The 19,672-nt window shown below is 61.9% G+C and carries 11 protein-coding genes; 5 read left to right on the top strand and 6 right to left on the bottom strand.

The features are described 5' to 3' along the window. The first annotated feature begins 118 nt into the window (after positions 1 to 118). The 4 genes from WFJ47_RS02625 (at position 119) to WFJ47_RS02610 (ending at position 4,951) form a co-directional block, all read left to right on the top strand. The gene (locus WFJ47_RS02625) at positions 119 to 1,264 is read left to right on the top strand and encodes a cation diffusion facilitator family transporter (protein ID WP_408868604.1); all 1,146 of its coding nucleotides are present in this window, start codon (positions 119 to 121) and stop codon (positions 1,262 to 1,264) included. Continuing rightward, positions 1,258 to 2,157 carry a cation diffusion facilitator family transporter gene (locus tag WFJ47_RS02620; protein WP_127102032.1) on the top strand — a complete coding sequence of 300 codons (900 nt, stop codon included), beginning with the start codon at positions 1,258 to 1,260 and terminating at the stop codon, positions 2,155 to 2,157. The genes WFJ47_RS02625 and WFJ47_RS02620 overlap by 7 nt, the downstream gene beginning before the upstream one ends. A 153-nt stretch (positions 2,158 to 2,310) precedes the next feature. Beyond that, positions 2,311 to 3,789 (top strand): chloride channel protein, encoded by a 1,479-nt coding sequence (locus WFJ47_RS02615; protein ID WP_336760712.1) that lies wholly within the window; start codon positions 2,311 to 2,313, stop codon positions 3,787 to 3,789. A gap of 166 nt (positions 3,790 to 3,955) precedes the next feature. Continuing rightward, positions 3,956 to 4,951, top strand: coding sequence for an LLM class flavin-dependent oxidoreductase (locus tag WFJ47_RS02610; protein WP_336760711.1), 996 nt, complete (start codon positions 3,956 to 3,958; stop codon positions 4,949 to 4,951). Positions 4,952 to 5,235: 284 nt separating this feature from the next. Here WFJ47_RS02610 and WFJ47_RS02605 read toward each other — a convergent pair whose 3' ends face one another. Both WFJ47_RS02605 and WFJ47_RS02600 read right to left on the bottom strand, forming a co-directional pair. Then, entirely contained in the window at positions 5,236 to 7,068 is a 1,833-nt protein-coding gene (locus WFJ47_RS02605; protein ID WP_336760710.1) for a glycoside hydrolase family 15 protein, read from the bottom strand. 87 nt (positions 7,069 to 7,155) lie between these two features. Next, positions 7,156 to 8,667 carry a carbohydrate porin gene (locus tag WFJ47_RS02600; protein WP_127102028.1) on the bottom strand — a complete coding sequence of 504 codons (1,512 nt, stop codon included), beginning with the start codon at positions 8,665 to 8,667 and terminating at the stop codon, positions 7,156 to 7,158. 849 nt (positions 8,668 to 9,516) lie between these two features. On the opposite strand from WFJ47_RS02600, the gene WFJ47_RS02595 reads away from it, so the two are divergent. Beyond that, a complete protein-coding gene (locus WFJ47_RS02595) occupies positions 9,517 to 11,715 on the top strand; it encodes a Hint domain-containing protein (RefSeq protein ID WP_336760707.1) in 2,199 nt (732 codons plus the stop codon). An 86-nt stretch (positions 11,716 to 11,801) separates the two neighbouring features. On the opposite strand, the gene WFJ47_RS02590 is transcribed toward WFJ47_RS02595, so the two are convergent. The 4 genes from WFJ47_RS02590 to cobN all read right to left on the bottom strand — a co-directional run bounded on the left by WFJ47_RS02590 (position 11,802) and on the right by cobN (position 19,671). Continuing rightward, positions 11,802 to 14,285 (bottom strand): TonB-dependent receptor plug domain-containing protein, encoded by a 2,484-nt coding sequence (locus WFJ47_RS02590; protein WP_408868612.1) that lies wholly within the window; start codon positions 14,283 to 14,285, stop codon positions 11,802 to 11,804. 136 nt (positions 14,286 to 14,421) lie between these two features. After that, the gene (locus WFJ47_RS02585) at positions 14,422 to 15,045 is read right to left on the bottom strand and encodes a histidine phosphatase family protein (protein ID WP_336760703.1); all 624 of its coding nucleotides are present in this window, start codon (positions 15,043 to 15,045) and stop codon (positions 14,422 to 14,424) included. Then, positions 15,042 to 16,355: a cobyrinate a,c-diamide synthase gene (locus WFJ47_RS02580; protein WP_336760701.1), complete on the bottom strand. Its 1,314-nt coding sequence runs from the start codon at positions 16,353 to 16,355 to the stop codon at positions 15,042 to 15,044. The genes WFJ47_RS02585 and WFJ47_RS02580 overlap by 4 nt, the downstream gene beginning before the upstream one ends. Before the next feature lie 37 nt (positions 16,356 to 16,392). Beyond that, positions 16,393 to 19,671 carry a cobaltochelatase subunit CobN gene (gene cobN, locus WFJ47_RS02575; protein WP_336760699.1) on the bottom strand — a complete coding sequence of 1,093 codons (3,279 nt, stop codon included), beginning with the start codon at positions 19,669 to 19,671 and terminating at the stop codon, positions 16,393 to 16,395. Position 19,672: the final 1 nt, after the last annotated feature.

Raw genomic sequence — 19,672 nt, 5'->3', positions numbered from 1 at the left:
AACTACTACATGTTAGACTACGACAGGCGCCGCAGAGCCCCATGCCGCCGAACCTTGGCTTTCAAGCGCCCGATGCCGTATAGGAACGGTCTGACGACGACTCACCGAAGGCGCCCCCATGGCCGAAAACCCATGCGCCCATGATTCCAACAGGGATCACGGCCCCCATGATCACGCCCGTACGGGTGAAACGCATGCCTGCCGTGATCACGCCCATGCCCATACGGCCCATGACCACGCCGAGTCCGGCGATCATGCGCAAGAGGGCGAAGACCATGACCATCACGGCCATGATCATCACGGCCATGATCATGGCGCGCATGGCCATCACCATGGCCCGGGCCATAATCATGTTCATGCTCCGGCAAGTTATGGATCGGCCTTTCTCATCGGCATGGGGCTGAATATCGCCTATATCGTCGCTGAGACCGTCTGGGGCATTCTGGCGCACTCCCTGTCACTGCTCTCGGATGCCGGACATAATCTTTCCGATGTGCTCGGTCTGGGCGCCGCATGGCTCGCGCACAGCCTGGCGCGACGCGCGCCCTCCGCACGCTTCACTTATGGCCTCAAACGGTCGACCATTCTCTCCGCTCTGGGCAATGCCGTTCTGCTCCTGCTCGTCACGGGCGGGATCATCTGGGAGGCCGTGACGCGCCTGGCCAATCCCGGCGAGGTGGCCGGGCGCGTGGTCATGCTTGTGGCCGCAGGCGGCATTCTGGTGAATGGGGGGACGGCGCTCCTCTTCATGCGCGGCGGGAAGGATGACCTCAATCTGCGTGGTGCCTTCCTGCATATGGCCGCTGATGCGCTGATGTCTCTGGCCGTCGTCGTGACGGGCTTCATCATCATGATGACCGGATGGACCATTCTCGACCCCATCGTCAGTCTGATCGTCTGCTTGACGATCATTTTCGGCACCTGGTCGCTGTTGCGGGCATCGCTTGATATGGCACTCGATGGCGTCCCGGAGCAGATCAGCCTCGAGGAGGTATCGGCCGCCTTGCGCGGCCTAGACGGGGTCGAGGATCTTCATCATCTGCATGTCTGGTCCCTGAGCACAACCGAAACCGCCCTGACCGTGCATCTGGTCAGCGAAGCGCCGCTCTCCGCCCATGACGCGCTTCTGCGTGCAGCGGGAAGCATGCTGTCGAAGCGCTTCAGGATCGGTCATGCCACCTTCCAGATCGAGGCGCCTGGTGTGGCTTTCCCCTGCGGTGCGCCCGGCGGGGCCGTTTCCTGCGGAACCGGCGCGTCATGCTGAAACAGCCGGAAAAAACGGCCTTCGGCTGGATGTCTCTGGCGGTCAGCCTTGTTGCGCTCAGTCTCAAATATATTGCCTGGCGCGTGAGCGGCAGCGCCGCGCTGCTTTCTGACGCGCTCGAGACGATCATCAATGTCGCCGCTGCCATCGGTGCGCTCTGGGCGCTGAAAGTCGCGCAGCGCCCCGCCGATGACAATCACACCTATGGCCATGACAAGGCCGAGTATCTCTCGGCCGTGACCGAGGCTGTGCTCGTGGTCCTGACGGCAATCGGTATCGCCTGGGTGGCGTGGAAGAGCTGGCTCGCTCCCAATATCGAGATCGCCCCGTGGCGCGGCATCGCGTTCAACGCGCTGGGCGGGGTGGTCAATCTGGTCTGGGGCCTGATCCTGGTGCGTCAGGGTACATTGCGCCGCTCCCCTGCGCTGACCGCTAACGGGCGGCATGTGATCTCCGACGTCTGGACCACGGTCGTTCTGGTTGTCGGGATCGCCTTCATTCCGCTGACCGGCTATGCGCGCCTCGATGCCATTCTCTCCGGGCTCGTGGCGCTCAACGTGCTGCGCGTCGGCTTTGACATGATGAAGCATTCCATCGCCGGCCTCATGGACGAGGCCCCCGATTCCGACACGCTCCAGATGATCCGTGCCGTGATTTCCGAACATGCGGAAGGCGCGATCGAGGCGCATGATATCCGGGTGCGCACAGCGGGCAGTGTCAGCTTCATCGAATTCCATCTGGTCGTTCCGGGTGCCATGAGCGTGTCGGCCTCGCATGATATCTGCGATCGCGTGGAACATGCGCTGCGCCGCCATATCGGCCGCGCCATCATCCATATTCACGTTGAGCCCGAGGAAAAAGCAAAACAGACCGGGATACCGGTTCTGGCCTGAGCCGGGGCGGGTGAACCCGACAGGGTCACGCCCGTTACGTTCTCCTCGGAAAAGAGTTTCCTGATCAGTCGTTTCTTGACCAGTTGCCCGGTGTGCTGGCAGGAGCATCCCCCATCGGTCGGTGCCTCCCGATCACCAGACAGGCGAGACTTCATGCGCCCCAGCACCGCATTGCGTCAGAAGAACCGGATACAGCATCTTCGCCGTTCCGCCCGCCGAACCACCTCGCAATGGCGGCGCACCCTGACGTATTGGCTGGGTGCCATTCTTGTAGGCGTGGTAGCCGTGGCCTTTGCCGGGACGGCAGACTGGGCCGCGCGCGCGCGCGGACGCCTGCTCCATTGGGACCCCTACGTAATGCTGGTGGTTGTTCCCGCCGGTCTGGCGCTCTCGACCTGGCTCACACGCCGGTTCTTCGCCGGGGCCCAGGGAAGCGGCATTCCGCAGACAATCGCCACCCTGCACATCGAGAATTTCTCGATCGTCAATCGCGTGCTGTCGCTGCGTATTGCCTTTGCCAAGATCATCCTCACCTGTTTCGGGCTGCTGGTCGGCGCCTCAATCGGCCGCGAAGGACCGACCGTGCAGGTAGGGGCAGCCATCATGCATGGCTTCTCGCGCCTTCTGGGGACATCCAGCGTGGCTGCGCGACGCGGGGCCATTCTGGCTGGTGGCGCTGCGGGTGTCTCGGCCGCGTTCAACACACCTCTCGCAGGGATCGTGTTCGCCATCGAGGAATTATCGCATTCCTTCGAGCAGAAGACCTCGGGCACGATGCTGACCGGCGTCGTGCTCTCAGGTGTCACGGCCATCGCGCTCGTGGGAAATTACTCCTATTTCGGTCATACCGATGTGGATGTGCCCATCGGGACGGCCTGGATTGCCGTGCTCACCTGCGGCATTGTTGGCGGTGTCGCAGGCGGCACCTTCTCGGCCCTGCTGATCCGCTTTTCCAAGGGCATACCGGGACGGCTCGGCGCGCTCATCAAGGCGCGGCCCGTTGCCTTCGCCGCCCTGTGCGGTCTGGTTCTGGCAGGGCTCGGGATTGTGTCGCATGGCGCGACCTATGGTACGGGTTACACCCAGGCGCGCGCCATCATCGACGGGTCCGAGCACTACCCGGCCTCGTTCTTCGTACTGAAGTTCATCGCCACCGTCGTATCCTATTGCTCCGGCATTCCTGGCGGGCTTTTCGCGCCCTCCCTTTCCGTCGGTGCGGGGATCGGGGGCTGGATCGAGCAATATCTCCCCCATACGACAGCCGGTGCCGTGGTACTTCTGGGAACGGTCGCCTATTTCTCGGCAGTGGTGCAGGCCCCTCTGACCGCCACCGTCATCGTCATGGAGATGTGCGACAACCAGCAGGTCACCCTGGCGCTCATGGCCACCTCCTTCCTCGCCTTCGGTGTATCGCGCATGATCTGCAAGCAGGCGCTTTATGGCGCTCTGGCCGATCGCTTCATGGAAGCCGCCCATAGCGCGGCCCCTACCCCCATCTACACGCGCAGCAGCGCGAGCCCCGCCATCGAAACGCTGTTGGAAGAGGAGGAGGCTGAGCGCACATCACAGACCACGCCCAGGAATGATGAGGCTCGCGGGGATGAGCTCCCCAAGCCGCCCCCTCAAGCCTGATCCCGCCCCGTACCGGCCTCGCCCAGACTGCCATCATGAGGCATAGCGCGCAGAGGAAAGAGGAATGCGACTTTCGCTGGTCGTCTGGCCCCTTGCAGAAGCCGGCCCGGAGGGGCTTCAGACCAGACCTCTTTGACGACGAGCTACCCCTCCCCATATCGGGAGGATGATACCGCTCTCCGTCCTCGATCTCTCCTTCATCCGTGACGATGGCACCGTCAGGGAAGCCCTGCTGGAGTCGCGCGATCAGGCGCTCCATGCCGAAGCGCTTGGCTATCATCGCTACTGGGTGGCCGAGCATCACGCCATGCCGGGCATCGCCTCCGCCGCGACAAGCGTGGTTATCGGTCATCTGGCCGCTGCCACCCAGCGCATGCGTGTCGGCGCCGGAGGCATCATGTTGCCCAATCATGCCCCGCTCGTCATTGCCGAGCAGTTCGGCACGCTCGAAGCCCTCTTCCCCGGTCGTATCGATCTGGGCCTGGGCCGCGCCCCCGGCTCGGACCAGCGCACAATGCGCGCGCTTCGGCGTCACGGCGATCATGCAGAGCGTTTCCCCGATGACGTGCAGGAGCTCATGGCCTACTTCACGCCTTACGGCGCCCCGAACGGGGTTGTGGCCACGCCGGGTGCCGGGGCCGATATTCCCGTCTGGCTGCTCGGTTCGTCGTTGTTCTCTGCCCAGCTCGCTGCGGCTCTCGGTCTTCCCTTTGCTTTCGCATCGCATTTCGCGCCGCAGATGATGGAACAGGCGATCGATCTCTATCGTACAAGTTTCCGGCCATCGGCCCATCTCGCAGCGCCTCATGTCATGCTGGCCATGAACGTGATCGCTGCCGATACGGCTGAGGAGGCCGATTATCTGGCAACCTCCCGTCGTCTTTTCGTCGCAGCCCTCCGCCAGGGCCGTCCCGGTCGCGTGCTGCCCCCCATTCTGCCCGAGGACCTTCCCTGGTCCCGCGAGATCAGCCAGCAGCTGGACACGGTGCAGGCGACGAGCCTGATCGGAACCAGGGAACAGGTCGCGGAGGGCATGGCAGCCTTTGCCGCGCGCCATGCTCCTGACGAATTGATGATCAGCGCGCCGATCTATGCGCCCGAGGCCCGGCTGCGTGCGCTGACGCTGGCACGTGAGGCGTGGCACATGGCGGGGCTGGACTGAGGCCCCGCAACGCCTGTCCGGGCAGGAATCGTTTTATCCTGGCAAAGCTTAGGCACGTCTGCCCAGAAAGAAGGATCGCAGCCGCGACAGCCGATCGCTCGAAGGATGGTTCTTCCCGGACGCCCCCTTCTCGACCGAGGCGTCCGTGGGTCGATTCCCATACTCCTTTGGGTCATTCGGCTCCCTCATGGCCCCGCGGTTCGAGGGGCCCCGCATGACGTCGATGCCCCAGACAAGAGGCCTCCACGTTATAGCCGCCGGGCGGGGTGCCGCCCGGCCGGTTTTCAGGATAGATCGAACGCCTTCATCTTGTTGCCCGCCAATGCGCAAGCCGCATGAATCACGCCCAGATGGCTCAGACCTTGCGGCGTATTCCCCAGATACATGCCTGTCTCGGGGTTGATCATCTCGGCAATCACACCGGTATTACGGGGGAGGCGTTCCAGAAAAGCGGCGTAAAGCTTCTCGGCCTCATCCTGTTCGCCCAGCAGGGAGAGTGCCTCGACCATCCAGCAGGAACAGGCGAGAAAGGCCCCCTCTTCTTCCCTCATCCCGGTGTAGCGGAACAGGAACGGACCATGGCCCAGCTCCTCGCGTATGGCCCTGAGCGTGGATAGCATGCGCTCCTTGCGATCGAGCCCGAAAGGCACGGCCAGAGCAATCGAGGCATCGAGCCCCTCAGACCCTGGATAGAAGAGATAGGCCTTGCGCTTCTCGCACCAGCACTCACTGTCGATCCAGTCCAGAATACGGTCGCGTTCGCGCGCCCAGCGCGGGGCGCGGTCCTTGGACAGATGCCCGCGCTGGGCCATCTGGCAGGCGCGATCCAACGCCTGCCAGCAACTGATCTTGGACATGGTGTAATGCTGGTCCTCAGTCAGTTCCCATATACCGGCATCTTTCTGACGCCAGTGATCGGCGCAGCGATCGGCCAGATCCGCCAGAAGCTGTGCCGTCTTCTGGTCCAGCAGATTGCCACGCGACACAAAGAGCGCAGCCGTCTCGAATATATCGCCGTAGATACCGTGCTGGTGCTGCCCGGAGGCGCGATTGCCGCTGAGCACGGGCTTGATCCCGCGATACCCCTCGACCTCGTCGTAGATGATCTCGTCCTCGACCTTCTGGCCTGAAAGTCCATACATCACGAGAGGACCTTCCTCGCCCAGATGATGCACAAGCCAGGCCAGCGCGGCCTTCACTTCGGCCACGGCACCCAGCCGGAGGAACGCGTTGGCCACATAGGCGGCGTCGCGTATCCAGGCATAGCGGTAATCCCAGTTCTTTCCGTCGCGCAGTCGCTCGGGCAGCGAGGTCGTGGCCGCTGCGGCGATGGCGCCGCTCGATGAGTAAAGCAGCAGCTTGAGCGCCAGAGCGCTACGCCGAACCTGCTCCCGATACGGGCCCTCGTAATGCAAGGAATGTGCCCAGCAGCGCCACGCGGCATCGCTGGTCTCGATACGTCCGTCGATCTCCTCCACGGAGGGCACGGCCAGTGGCTCGTTCTCGGTGGCGACGAGCGCCACGAGGGCATGGGTTTTCTCCCCCACGACGATCTCGGCTTCGATCGCCTCGTCCTCCTCGCGCAGGATACGCATGTTGGGCGTATGAACCATATGCGCCAGCACGGAGCCCACGTGAAAGATATTGCCATTCTGGGTGGACTGGATCCAGGGAGCCACTGTGCCGCAGCGCGTGCCGAGGCGAAAGCGCACGATGAACGTCATCCGGCCCGAAATTCCCTCGATACGGCGCGCAAATTCGGTCCAGGGCAGACGTCCGGCAAAGGTGCTGTTCAGTGATTCCGTGAGACGGGCCGTACCGGTCTCGGTTTCGATCAGGGTTTCCAGCACGTTGCTGTCTTCACGGTACCGGCGGGTGGCCTTGAAGGCGCCCACAGGTCGGATCTGAAAGAAACCGCCGGGGCGATGCAGCAACCGGTCGAACATGGGCGGGGAGTCGATATTGGGAACGCAGAGCCAGTCCACGCTGCCATCGGGCGCCAGCAAGGCGACGCAGCGCCCGTCACCAAGAGCAGCATAATCCTCGATGGGCCAGAACCCATCGAGGGGCCCTTGCGGGGAAAGCTCTCTGGCGAGGGCGGGCAATTCATGAGTCATGAATGTCTCTTTCGATCGTGCAGCGCTGCAACCTGTGAGGGCACATGCAACAATCGAAAGCGGTGCCGGGTTTCGCCCGGCAATTTTTCAGAAGATTTCTATATGGCTCTTGAAGCCCAGCATCGCCTGATCCCGAAGCTGCTTTTGTCCACCAGGATTGAAATAATACTGGAAATCGGGCGCGAAGGTGACCCCGCGCAGCACATGAATCTGATACGTCGCTTCAACCACATAGGCGCTGGTCTGCGGGAAGAGCGACCCGTTGGGCAAGGGCAGACCCTGCGCTGCATAGAGACGCTGCGAGCGCGTCAGATCGTCGGAAACATGGGTCCAGGAAAAATTGACGCCGATTGCATCGAGCGGGCGCGATTTCCAGAAGCCGCGATCAAGCACACCAAGTGAAAGCTGGTCCGCGCGGGTGGAGGTCTGGGCCTTGTTGAAATAGGCGGCTCCGATCAGGGTCACACCGGCATCGGGCGCCTGGCCCGGATGATGATACACCATCTGGTCGACCAGCCCCCAGGCCGCCCAGGCGCCGTGTACATTGCGTGGCTTGAGCCCGCTCAGGGCAAAGGGATTGCCATTGCCGTCGTAATAATTGTCCTTGTGGTCCGCCGTATCGTAGGCGAAGCCCGCCTTGTAATGGCCCGGCAGGGAATGGTCGTGGCCAAAACGCGGCTCCCAGATGAATTCGACCGGCATGGCCTCACCATCGATCGTGGCGCCGTTGAACTTGAAGCCGGTGCGCATCTGGGCATTGCCGTAAATGGCCTGTGTCTGGGTGAAGTAGACACCGAACTGGAAGATGGTGTTATCGGTCGGTCTCAGGCGGAACCGAGCTGCCCAGTTGGCATCGGGATAGGAGGCATGGGCGGTATTGTCGCTCGATGCCTTGGGATTGCCGCAGAACGCGTTGTTCATGAAGTTACAATAGAGCGGATTGGCCGAGAAATCCGACAGGAAGGACATACGTCCGGCCGCCACATCGAAACGATCGTTGAACAGTGTTTCCTCGCCATAGGCATAAACCAGATGGACCACCACGTTACCGCCACCGCCATAGATTTCCTGGCTGGGGTTGAGGTTGTCACCGAACATGCGACTGGCGGGGATACCGTAACGCCCGACGATCACGTCATGGGTCGAGAACCCGGTCCAGCCTGCCAGACGCTCCCAGTCGATGTCGTTCTCCATCGAGTACTGGCCAGCATTACTCGCGCCCTGACGCAGTCCAAGGCCTTTCGTCGGGGCATTGAGCATGCCTGACATTTCATTCGTGTTGTCGAGCAGGATGGCGATGCCGCGTTCACGCAGCCAGGCATTGACGCCCAAGGGATTGACGAAAATTGCCTCGGGCTTCGGCAAGGGCGCAACCGTCGTATCCTTGTGAAGCTCGGATAACGACGTCTGGGTCAGGGCAGAGGGCTGCTGGCCTGCATTGATCGCTCCCAGCCCGGCGGGCGCTGGCGCGCCATCAGGCGTCGCTCCGGAGGACGCTACGGATGTCGTCTCCTGGGCATAGGCGCCAGAGACCAGACAAGGCACGGCAAAACAGACGGAAAAGAGGCGCAGGACGGAAGAGGACAATGTCTGGCTCAAGCTCCCTGTGGACGGATGACCGTCTTTTAAGAAAACCGACAGGTTTTTTGGACCCTGAGAGTCGTCATTTTATGCCGGTTTCGTGAGCAGAGCATCATTCAGCGGGAAAAAACACCGTTAAATCTGACATCAAGACATCATGACAAATCATTGCTGATCTCTCTTGCCATCCCTCCAAAGTGAAAAAGCGCTTCCTGCATACCGCGTCATTGATTGAGATTAACGTGTTCCTGAGCTCCTTCTCCCCCGGATAACGATGATCCGATAACGCGCCCGCCAATCGGGAGGAGATATGCGGGGGGGGGGGACATCGTGATGCCCTTCGAACGGCCACGAGCCGGAATTACCGGCAGATACGATCGTCCTGCTGCAGTGCCCGTCTTATCGTCATCGATCGAGGGCACAACCCCGCCCTGCGCTGAAATCGGGGGGCCTCAGGCCCTCGGCGTGAATCAAGCTCGGATGCTGATTTTCTACATCACACGCAATCGGGCTTTCTCTCCCGACATTGTCCTGGAGGGTTCAGGTTCGGATGTCCGCAGTCTTATCGGGCGAAAAGAGCATGACAGTGCTGTGTTTGCCACCCTTGGGTCAGGACTGAGCCTGTCATGCCCTTCGCACATCCGCTCCATAGGCGCGTGCATGCTGAAGATCACACTCACAACGACAAGGCCCCGATGCGCCAACCAGAAAGACAGTTCAGGTTACCCCGAACCGGGAATCAGACAAAAATCGGGTATAAGAGTTTCTTTTTGTTTCCAAACTAAAGCATGGAATTGTTTTTTATTTGCAATCAGTTTTTATGCAGAACAAAAATAGTCTCACTCATCGAAAAAGAAGAACCGTGCAATGGTCAATTATGTCGTACAGTCCGGTATAACTAGCGATCTCTCTTTCGCCAAAGCGGGTGACAGCTGCACTGTCATGAATGGCGGGACAGTCTCTGGCGCTTATATTCGCGCTGGCGGGACCTTGAACGTCTACCCCGGTGGCACAATCGCAAATCGCATCGATATCGGCAGCGGCGGCTCGCTGAACATGTCGGGTATCCTGAACGCAAATCCATTTATCATGGCCAATGGTGTGATGAATATTGCGCCCTACATGCAGAATCCCACCAACCTGCAGATCAATCTGGTCGGCGGGACGGTCAATATGGGCGTCGCGACGGGGATCAAATGGGGCCAGTATGGCGGGACTGCCAACATCATGGCGGGTGTCACCTATAACTGTACCAGCCAGGTGGCGGCAGGAAACGCGCGTATTGTCGTCCTCAACGGCGCCAATCTCGGGACCTGTCAGCTTTCCGACGGCAACGCCATCGTCATATCGCAAGGCGGCACCTTGCTGGCCAGCCAAACGCTCCCAGGCAACACATCCATTGATGTTGCTGGCACATTGCGGGCCAGCGTGACGGTCTCCAACGGAGCAACAGCGATTATCCGATCGGGAGCCACCCAGGCGTCCGGCAGTTTCAATCTGCGCGGTGGCGTTGTCAGCGCGTATCAGAACATGCCGTTTACCTGGGATGGCACGGGATCGACACTTTATCTGATGAGCGGTGCCCAATATGCCCCGGCTTACGGACTGGCCGCCGGTCCGAACAGGATTGTTGTCAGCGCTGGCGCAGGTCTCAATGGAGCGTCCATCCCCAACCAGAACACGATCAGTGTCGTCTCAGGAGGCATCCTGTCCGGCGGTACGGTTGGATCCGGCGCCAGCGTCATACTCGATAATGGCGCATCCATTCAGGGCACGGTCAACCTTGCCGACGGGGCTTCTCTGACGACGTGGGCGGATGCCGGTGGGTCCGTCAATCTTCTCGGCTCTACCAATCAGTCTCTGGTCATTTCCGGATTGGCGGACGGCGGAACGCTGCAAACCCAGATTCTTGGCTTTGATGGCCAGAGCGCCGGTAATTCGGACGTGATCCAGTTTGTCGGTTTAACGAAAGACGCGGTGCAGTCGGTCATCTTCCCCGATCCCGACAGCGTGTTTATAGCCTTGAAGAACGGAAAGGGTATCTGGTTTGCAATGCCCGGAGCGGAGGCCTCCGGTTATACTCTGAGCACCCGCGGCGGTAATCTGGCTTACGAAGTATGCTTCCTGCCTGGTTGCATGATCCGCACACCGGAAGGAGATCGCGCTGTCGAATCCCTGCGGTGCGGTGACATGATCTGTGCCATCGAGGCCGGTTATCCTGTTCGAATCAGCCGGAACGCCCTGGCGGAAGGCGTTCCCAACGCCGACATGCTCGTCACCGGGGAACATTGTCTCTTCCTCGAAGGGCGCTTCGTTCCTGTACGCACGCTGGTGAATGGTCTGAGCATTGCTTATGACCGGTCCCATAGCTCCTACGTCTATCACCATATAGAGCTTGAGGATCATGCGGCGATCTGGTGCAATGACGCGGCAACCGAGAGCTATCTGGACTCCGGAAATCGCGCGCTCATGACGGAGATCGAAACAGATCAGCCTGCCAGACTGCGCACACCCCAGAGATCACCATTGATCGACACTGATCCGGCTTTCGTCACCCCTCTCTGGCAGGAAATCTTCGCACGATGCGGCGCAGAGGAAGCACCGGTCATCCCGTCTCCGGCCCTGCTGACGCATGATCCTGATCTCACGCTCATCATTCCCAATGGATCACGTCTGAAGCCCGCATCGGTCGATGAACGAGGCTATCGTTTCGTTCTTCCCTCCGGATCGAAATCAGTACGCATTGCGAGCAGACGGACCCGGCCCTGCGACGCAATTGGCCCTTATCACGACGATCGTCGGATGCTGGGTGTCCTGGTGGGTGAAATTCGATACGGGATCGCGGGAGATGAGTTCGCTACACAGGCTCATCTCACGCCCGATCTTGCAGGGTGGCATGCCGCCGGGCACGACACTGCGCGATGGACCAATGGCGACGCCCAGCTGCCACTTCCTGAAGGCAGCCTGACTCAGCCTGTGACCCTGACCATAACGCTCCTGGCGACAGGGCCTTATCTTGCCGGTCACCAGCAAGCAGTGACAGAGAAGGTAGCCTGCGCTGCCTGATCCGATCAGGGCGGAGCTTCACGCTCCGCCCTGCAATCAGTCACGCCCGGACATTCTCTCATGAGCGGGCGGAGTGATCCTGCGGATCAAAGGTCGTAATTGACCCGGAAATAGTAGTAGCCCCCGTTAATACCGAGCTGCGACGTGCTCATGTAGTATTGGGGCGCACCCAGATAGCGGTTCCCGTCAGGCACGCGGTTCGGATAGGCGGAGAAGATGTTGTTGCCGCCGATCGTGGCCGTCCAGCGCGGGGTGATGCGATAGCTCACGTCCAGATTGGTCGTCCATTTCGGCTTGTTCTGGTATTCCAGAAAATGCGTCGTGCTGAACTGATAGGGGCCGGGCGCATAATAGGTGAGCTGGTTGGTCGTCTGGCCCCAGCGGATCTCGTGCAGGCCGACGATCCATTTCGCATGGGTCCAGTTGCCACCAAAGATGATCTTGCTGCGCGGATAGGCCGTCGTCAGATAGGCAATCGAGGCCGCATTGAGCAGTGGCGCACCGGTCAGAGGATTGGTGGCCTGATGCGACAGGCGGGTACGGTTGAGATTGATGGCCGCATCCCAGTCGATACGCCCGAAAGCGCCGAGCTTCGTCAGATAGGTGACCGTGATATCCAGACCCTGCGTGCGGGTGCTGGCCACATTGCCGAACCAGTTGGCCGTGATCGCGCTCTGATTCCACGTGCCGATATCGGATGGCAGCGCAAAACCGTTGAGCTGCATGGCCTTGATTGCCGTTGCACCCGAGATATTGCCGCCCGGCATGATCCGGTCGCGCATGTTGATCTGATAGATATCGGTCGTGACATGCAGGTTGCGGATCGGCTCGACAATGAATCCGCCTTCCGCATTGGTCGAGCGCTCGGGCTTGAGGCCAGACGACCCGTTGGCAAGTGCACCGGGCGAGCCCGCGCCGATCAGGCCACGTGCGGCAGTCGGCGAGATATTGAGTGCCGAGTAGTATTTCTGGGCGAGCGTCGGCGCATGAAACCCGTTGCTGATCGTTCCACGCAGCGCGATGCGGCGCGTGATGTCATAGCGCAACGAGACCTTGCCGTTCTGGGTGTTGCCTACATCGGTGTAATGCTCGTAGCGACCTGCCAGATCGAGCTGCAGCCCCTTGGCCAGATAGGTTGAGATATCAAGATAGCCTGCGGCCACGTCGCGGCTGTAATTGCCTGCATTGCCGGGATTCGTGCCTGCCAGAGCATCCGAGCCGTTGCCATAGAGTGAATCCGGCGAGCCCGTACCGACCGAATAGCCCTCATAGCGATAGGACGCGCCACCGGCGAAATTCACGCTGTGCGGCCAGCCACTGAACTCGAACTTGCGGCTGAAATCGAAATCATTCGTCCATTGCTGGTTATTGAAGCCCTGCACGTCAAACGAGGTGGGTGTGCGGCCTGTCGCCTTGTTGATCGAGAGATTCACCGAATTGATCAGGCCGATATCGTCGTAATCGCGGCCATAGACGCTCGAGACGTCCCAGTGCCAGCCCCGGAAATCGCCCTTCACCCCGGCCTTGAGCTCGAAATCATTCTCGTTCAGCGTCTCGACCGGCGAATACCCCCAAGGGTAGATCGCCTTGTAGGCGGGATAGGCGTTCAGTGACGAGGCCAGACGATAATTCTGATAGGACTCGGCATGACGATGGGCATAGGTGCCCAGAGCATAAAGCTGGATATTATCCGTCAAATCATATCCAGCATTGACGGCAACACTCTCGCGCGTCTGCTCGGGCTGGCTCAGGATGTTGTTCTGATAGGTGCCTGTGCGGTTATCGGCAGCGCTGCGATAGGTGTGATCCTGATGGACGAAATCGCCGCTGACATGCACGAAGCCGCGCGATCCAAGGCTCGCCCCCCCATCGAGATACACGCCCTGCTGGAAGCCATCGCCCTCCGAGGTGATGCCCGTGATGTTCTGGGCATGGAAGCCGCGCGCCTGCTTCTTGAGGATGATATTCACGACACCGGCCACGGCATCCGAACCATACTGGGCGGAGGCGCCGTCACGCAGAACTTCCACATGGTCGATGGCGGACATCGGAATCATGTCGATATCGGACGCCGTCGAACCCTGCTGTGGACCCGGGTTTGAATAGATATTGGCCGTGTTGTGGCGACGCTTGCCATCAACCAGAACCAGCGTCTCGTTCGGGTTGAGGCCACGCAGACTGATGGTGTCGGTCATGGCGCCCGCATCGAAACCGGCTGTCGGCGTGGTGAGCGAAGGCAGCAGCAGCGCAAGCGCATCACGCAGCGTGCCCTGACCGGTTGCCGCAATCTGCTTGTGCGAGATGATGTCGAGCGGCGCGATGGAATCACGCGCCTTCTTGCCGATCTCACGCGTACCGGTCACGACAATGGCCTCGCTCCCGCCCTCGGACTCACCCGAATGGATCGGGGCCGACTGGCGCGTACGCAGTGCGTTGCGGGTCTTCGCAGCGGGCTTGCCAGTTACGGCGCGTGGGCTGGCAGCCTGAGCCGCCTTGCCCTGTACCCGGCTCGGCACGGCATCTGCCGAGGCACTCGCGCTCTGCGCCAGCGCCGCCCCCCCGCATGACATCAGGCACGTCGAGGCAATGAGGATCAACCCCCCTTTGCGTGCAGCTGATGGCAGGAAGGACCGGGAGCGTAACAACATGATAAACCTTACCGTTGATTCAGGATTCACCTACTCCTCTTTGCTCCGTTGCACTCTGTCAACGGATGGGGGGTATTCGCGCAACAAACCGTCCGTGATTGTTGAAAAAATGCAACAGAACGGCATGGCCCTGCGCGGGGGCCCTGTCCTCCATCCGGAAAGACCGCCCCTCGGCGAGAGCCAGCAGAACGCGGAGCGGCCCTCCATGCGTGATCACGCAGCAGGGCTCCGCCGCCTCGATCCGCTCCTCCCAGAATGCGGTCACACGCTCGATCAGGGAAGTCACGGTCTCTCCGCCGCCGGGCCGATAGCCTAGAGGGTCGGCCGCCCACTCATCGAGTGCTCCCCGGTCGATCTTTGACCAGGCGCGTCCTTCCCAGGAACCGAAATCCATCTCGAGCAGACGCGCATCACTGGTGATCGACGTGAAGTCGGGGAGCGAGGCCAGGAGAGCCTGCGCCGCCCTCCTGCAGCGTGTCGAGGGTGACGTATAAAGCGTTCCCTGCTCCCTGCCCTTCCAAAGCGCCGCCCATGACGCAACATGATCGTGCCACCCCGTAGCAAGGGGAAGATCGGACCTTCCATAGCAGAGCCCGTCCGCGCCCTCGACGGGAGGATGGCGCGCCAGCAGAACTGAGAACGCCGGCGCCGTTGCAGGGCGCTCATTTGACCCGGTGCTCATCCCGCTTCGCAGAGCACATGAAAGAACGAGCCTGATATCCTCCCTCTCTGAGCACCTGCTGCTTGGAGGGACGTGCCCTCGCCATCGCGCAATTCCGCAAGGGGCGCGTCCTGACCTTCCTCGGTTACACTGGCATAGTGGAACTCATGGCCGCGCAGTCGTGCACCCGCTTTTCCGAGCACGCCATCCTGCAAAAGCATCGCCTCACGGTAGCCAAGCACCATCTTGCGTCTCGCAAAGGATGTCTCGTGAGACAACAGCCCAAGCATGGCATGGCGTGTCCCGGTCGCATCAACCAGCCCCTGCCCCATCACCATGAACCCGCCGCATTCTCCGTGAACCGGATTTGAGGCCGCGAACCGCGTCATGCCCTCGCGGAAATGCGTGGCAGCCGCCAGACGCCCCGCATGGAGTTCAGGATAGCCGCCGGGGAGCCAGCAGCAATCGGCGCGCTCATCGGGCACTTCGTCCTGCAGGGGTGAGAAAGGCAGAATCTCAGCCCCCGCCTCGCGCCAGCCTGCGGCCAGATGGGCGTAGAGGAAGGAAAAAGCGGCATCATCCGCGAGCGCGATGCGCTGACCCGGTGGTTTGAGCGGAGCAACATGCGAAGCCTGTACCGGGAGACTCTCCCCAATCGGACGCGCGAGAGACAGGATCCCGTCGAGATCGAGTTCACGCTCCGCCTTATCGGCCAGAGACGCGAAAAACCCCTCCAGATCGCCCCTTTCGCGTGCCTGTACGAGTCCGAGATGCCGCTCCGGCAACACAATGGACCGGTCACGACGAAACACCCCAAGCACGCTCTGGCGCATCGCGGCGCGGCAGAGTTTTTCATGACGGTCCGAGGCAATGTTGTTCAGCACCACCCCCCCGATCGATACGGCTGTCGACCATGTGGCCATGCCTTGAGCCACGGCCCCGACACTCTGCCCCTGCCCGCTGGCATCAAGCACAAGCAGAACCGGCAGACGAAAACGGGCGGCGATATCGGACGCGGCACCGCGCTGACCATCCTCAAGCGCGAGACCATCAAACAGCCCCATCGAGGATTCGATGATCACAAGATCGGCCCCGTCGCCAGCGCGCGTCAGCCCGGCTGCGAGAGCGGCGTCCGACATGGCCCAGCTATCGAGATTGGCGCAGGGCATGCCTGTCGCCTCCTGATGGAAGGCGGGATCGATATAATCGGGCCCGGTCTTGAGCGCACGAACCCGCAGGCCGCGCCGTCTGAAGGCGGCGAGAAGGGACAGGGTCAGTGTGGTCTTACCCGATCCAGAACGCGGGGCAGCGACCATCAGAATCCGGCTCATCGGGCATCCCCTACGCAAGGAAAAATCTGGCAGACCCTCATGAGTCGAGCCTGTGCGCCACGCTGTTGCGCCTGGACTGCCACAACCCGCGCGCCATCAGCCCGCCGAAACGCTTTTTCATATCGGCCAGCGCCTCGGGATTATGCGCCTGCAGAAAGGCGAGGCAGGTGTCATCATCGAGCAATGCAGCAAAGGCCAGATCGATCTGGGCATCCAGACGGATGGGCAGGGTCGCGGCACAGGCCTCAAGGGCCGCAACGCCACGCGCCATCTCCGCCGCCCCGCGATAGCCATGGCGCATCATGCCTGCGATCCAACGCGGGTTGGCCAGTCTGCCCCGTGTCACCCGTGCCACCTCCTGCGCCAGATCGCGCAATCGGGGTGTTTCGCTCTGGCTGGTATCGCCATGAACCAGATGCGGGGCCCGGCCCAGAGCGGCGGCAGCAGCAGCAAGTCCGCCTTCATGAACGGCGTGGCCCGTGCCATCCAGCAGATCGGTCTCGGCATGATCCTGCACATGAAGCAGCATCTCGGCCCGACCGATACGGCGTATCAGAGCGTCCTTCTCGGCGATGCCATCCTGACCATTGCCATAGCTCCATTGCGAGCCCTCAAGATAAAGGTGCCCGAGCGCGTCCCGATCCTTCCAGCTCCCTTCTGCAAGGGCCGATTCCAGGCCCGTGCCATAGGCGCCTGGGGCCGCGCCGAAAATGCGCGACGTATCCGGATCGAGGGTCAGGGGATTCCAGTCCGGCTCTTCCGCGCGAGCGGCGACGGCCCGTGCCACCTGATCGAACAGCGCGATCAGCCCCGGAAACGCATCGCGAAACAGGCCGGAAATCCGCAGGGTTACATCCACACGCGGCCGGTCGAGCACGGTCAGCGGCACGATCTCGAAACCGGTCAGACGACCGCTTGTGGCGTCCCAGCGCGGCTGCACCCCCATGAGCAGGAAAGCAAGCGCCATATCCTCGCCCCCGGTACGAAAGGTGGCGCTTCCCCAGAGATCGAGCACCAGATGACGCAGAGGCTCGCCCTCTTCCTGCATGTGGCGGGCCAGAAGGAGGGCGGCCGTTTTATGGGCCAGCAGCAAGGCCGCGCGTGTGGGCAGCATGCGCGGATCGAGCGTGGTCAGGTTGCGCCCCGTGGGCAACACATCAAGCCGGCCGCGTGTGGGTGCACCTGAAGGCCCGGGCGGAATGAAACGCCCGTCCAGCGCAGCCAGCAGCGCCAGACGCTCGGCCTCCGGGCAGGCATCGAGACGATGCGTCACATGGTCGGGCGCGACGTGCGCTGTCTCCGCAAGCATGGTCACCAGAATGCCGTGATGCGGCGGGGTACGACCGAACACATGCAGCCCGTCGCGTATCTGCAGGTCCTTCACATCGCAGAGATAGGCATCGAGCCGGGCCAGCGCCTCGGCTTCGTCCTCAATCCCGCTTGCCACACCGCTCTCAGACAACACGCCCAGATCAGCGGCGCGGTCGAGGATCTGCCGACGCAGCACCGTGCCGCGTCGGCGGTCAAGCCCGTCAGCTTCGGCATATTCATCGATCAGCCGTTCCAGATTGGCCATGGCCGTATCCAGACCGGCACGCTGTACGGGCGGGGTCATATGTCCGATCATGACCGCATTGAGCCGCCTCTTGGCAGCAGCGGCCTCGCCCGGGTTATTGACGATGAACGGATAGATCACGGGCACGCCGCCCAGCAACACACAAGGCGCACAGCTTTCCGACAGGGCGACAGTCTTGCCTGGCAGCCATTCCAGAGTGCCATGTGTGCCCAGATGGATCAGCGCGCTGATATCGCGGACCTGGCGCAGCCAGAGATAGAACCCGATATAGTCATGGCAGGGCGGGATATCCGGGTCATGATACTGGGCCTTGCGCTGCTGGGGCAGACCGCGTCCCGGCTGCAATGTCACGACCAGCTTGCCGCAGGCGATAAACCGCACCGTGACCGGTCCTGACGGCGGTCCCCAGGCCGCCATGACGCGCGCGCGAAACGCCTCCGGCAGCGCCTCGAAAGCTGCGCGATAATCGGCCTCATCCAGCACGATTGCCGGAGCCGACCGGCACAGGGCATCGGGCAAAGCCTGTGCTTCGAGCGGGGAGAGATCGTAACCCGCTTCATGGAGCATGCTGGTGATGGCGGCGACACTGGCAAAGCTGTCAAGCCCGACCGCATGGGCCGCCTGCCCTTCCGCACCGGGATAATCCGACAGCACAAGGGCGAGACGCCGTTCCTGCGGGGTCTCGGCCGCAAGACGCAGCCAGTTCCGCGCCTGCGCGACCATCAGGTCGATACCCGGCGCATACGGAACGCGCCGTGCGGGCAGGCCGGGAGGCGCCTCGTCACGAAACGAGATGGGCGCCCCGTTCAGGCGACCATCGAGCTCGGGCAGCACCACCTGCATGGCCAGATCGGAGGGGGAAAGCCCGCGCAGCGCCTTGGCCCAGCCTGCCTCTGTCGTGCTTGGTTGCAGGATCTGAAGCACCGGCACACCGGCCGCCTCAAGCACGGAAACCGTCCCATCCTCACCCCGCGCCGCGAAGAAGGTGGCGTTCAGAATGATGTCGGGCGGCGTGTTGACCAGCCAGTCATCGAGAAAAGCCTGGGCCTCGGGAGCGCGCAACGAGGCCGCATAGACCAGATCGACCCCGATACCGGACGCGTGGAGCGCATCGGCCAGCGCATCGATCCCCGCCAGGTCGGCGGCCAGAAGATGGGCGCGATAGAACACGATCAGCGCCCGTGTGCGTCGTGACGGCGTAAGACGCCGATACAGCGCGCAGCCCGGCAGAGGCTCGACCTCAGCGCCATCATCCTCGCCCAACCCGGCAAGCGCACGCATCACTGTGAGGGCACAACGCAGGTTTCGTGCCCCCCCTTCGCGAAACAGCGCATCGAGTCGCGTCCACTGATCGGGATCAATGCTCGACAGCGCCTGGAGCGCCGGGTTGGGCGTCGCCTCGCCCGTAATGAAGGCGAGCGGGATACCGGCTGCGCGACAGGTCAGGCGCAGTTCATCCACGCCATAGCGCCAGTACTCCGTGCCGCCCAGCAGGCGCACGACCACACAACGGGCACCTGCAATGGTCTGCTCGATATAGAGATCGACCGAAAGGGGGTGACGCAGGCGCGACAGGGTCGCGACCTGAAGACTCGGATCCCGCGTTTCATGGATCGCCCGCATCCCCAACAGATCGCTTTCGGAAAAAGAGAGCAGGATCAGATCGGCAGGCGCATGGGCGAGATCCTCGGCCTGTGCCTGCCCGTCCAGATCATGCGATTCCCGAAAGAGGATATGCATG

The sequence above is a fragment of the Asaia sp. VD9 genome, from assembly GCF_037150015.1.
Classification (GTDB): Bacteria; Pseudomonadota; Alphaproteobacteria; order Acetobacterales; family Acetobacteraceae; genus Asaia.
This window is presented reverse-complemented; position numbering and strand designations above follow the sequence as displayed.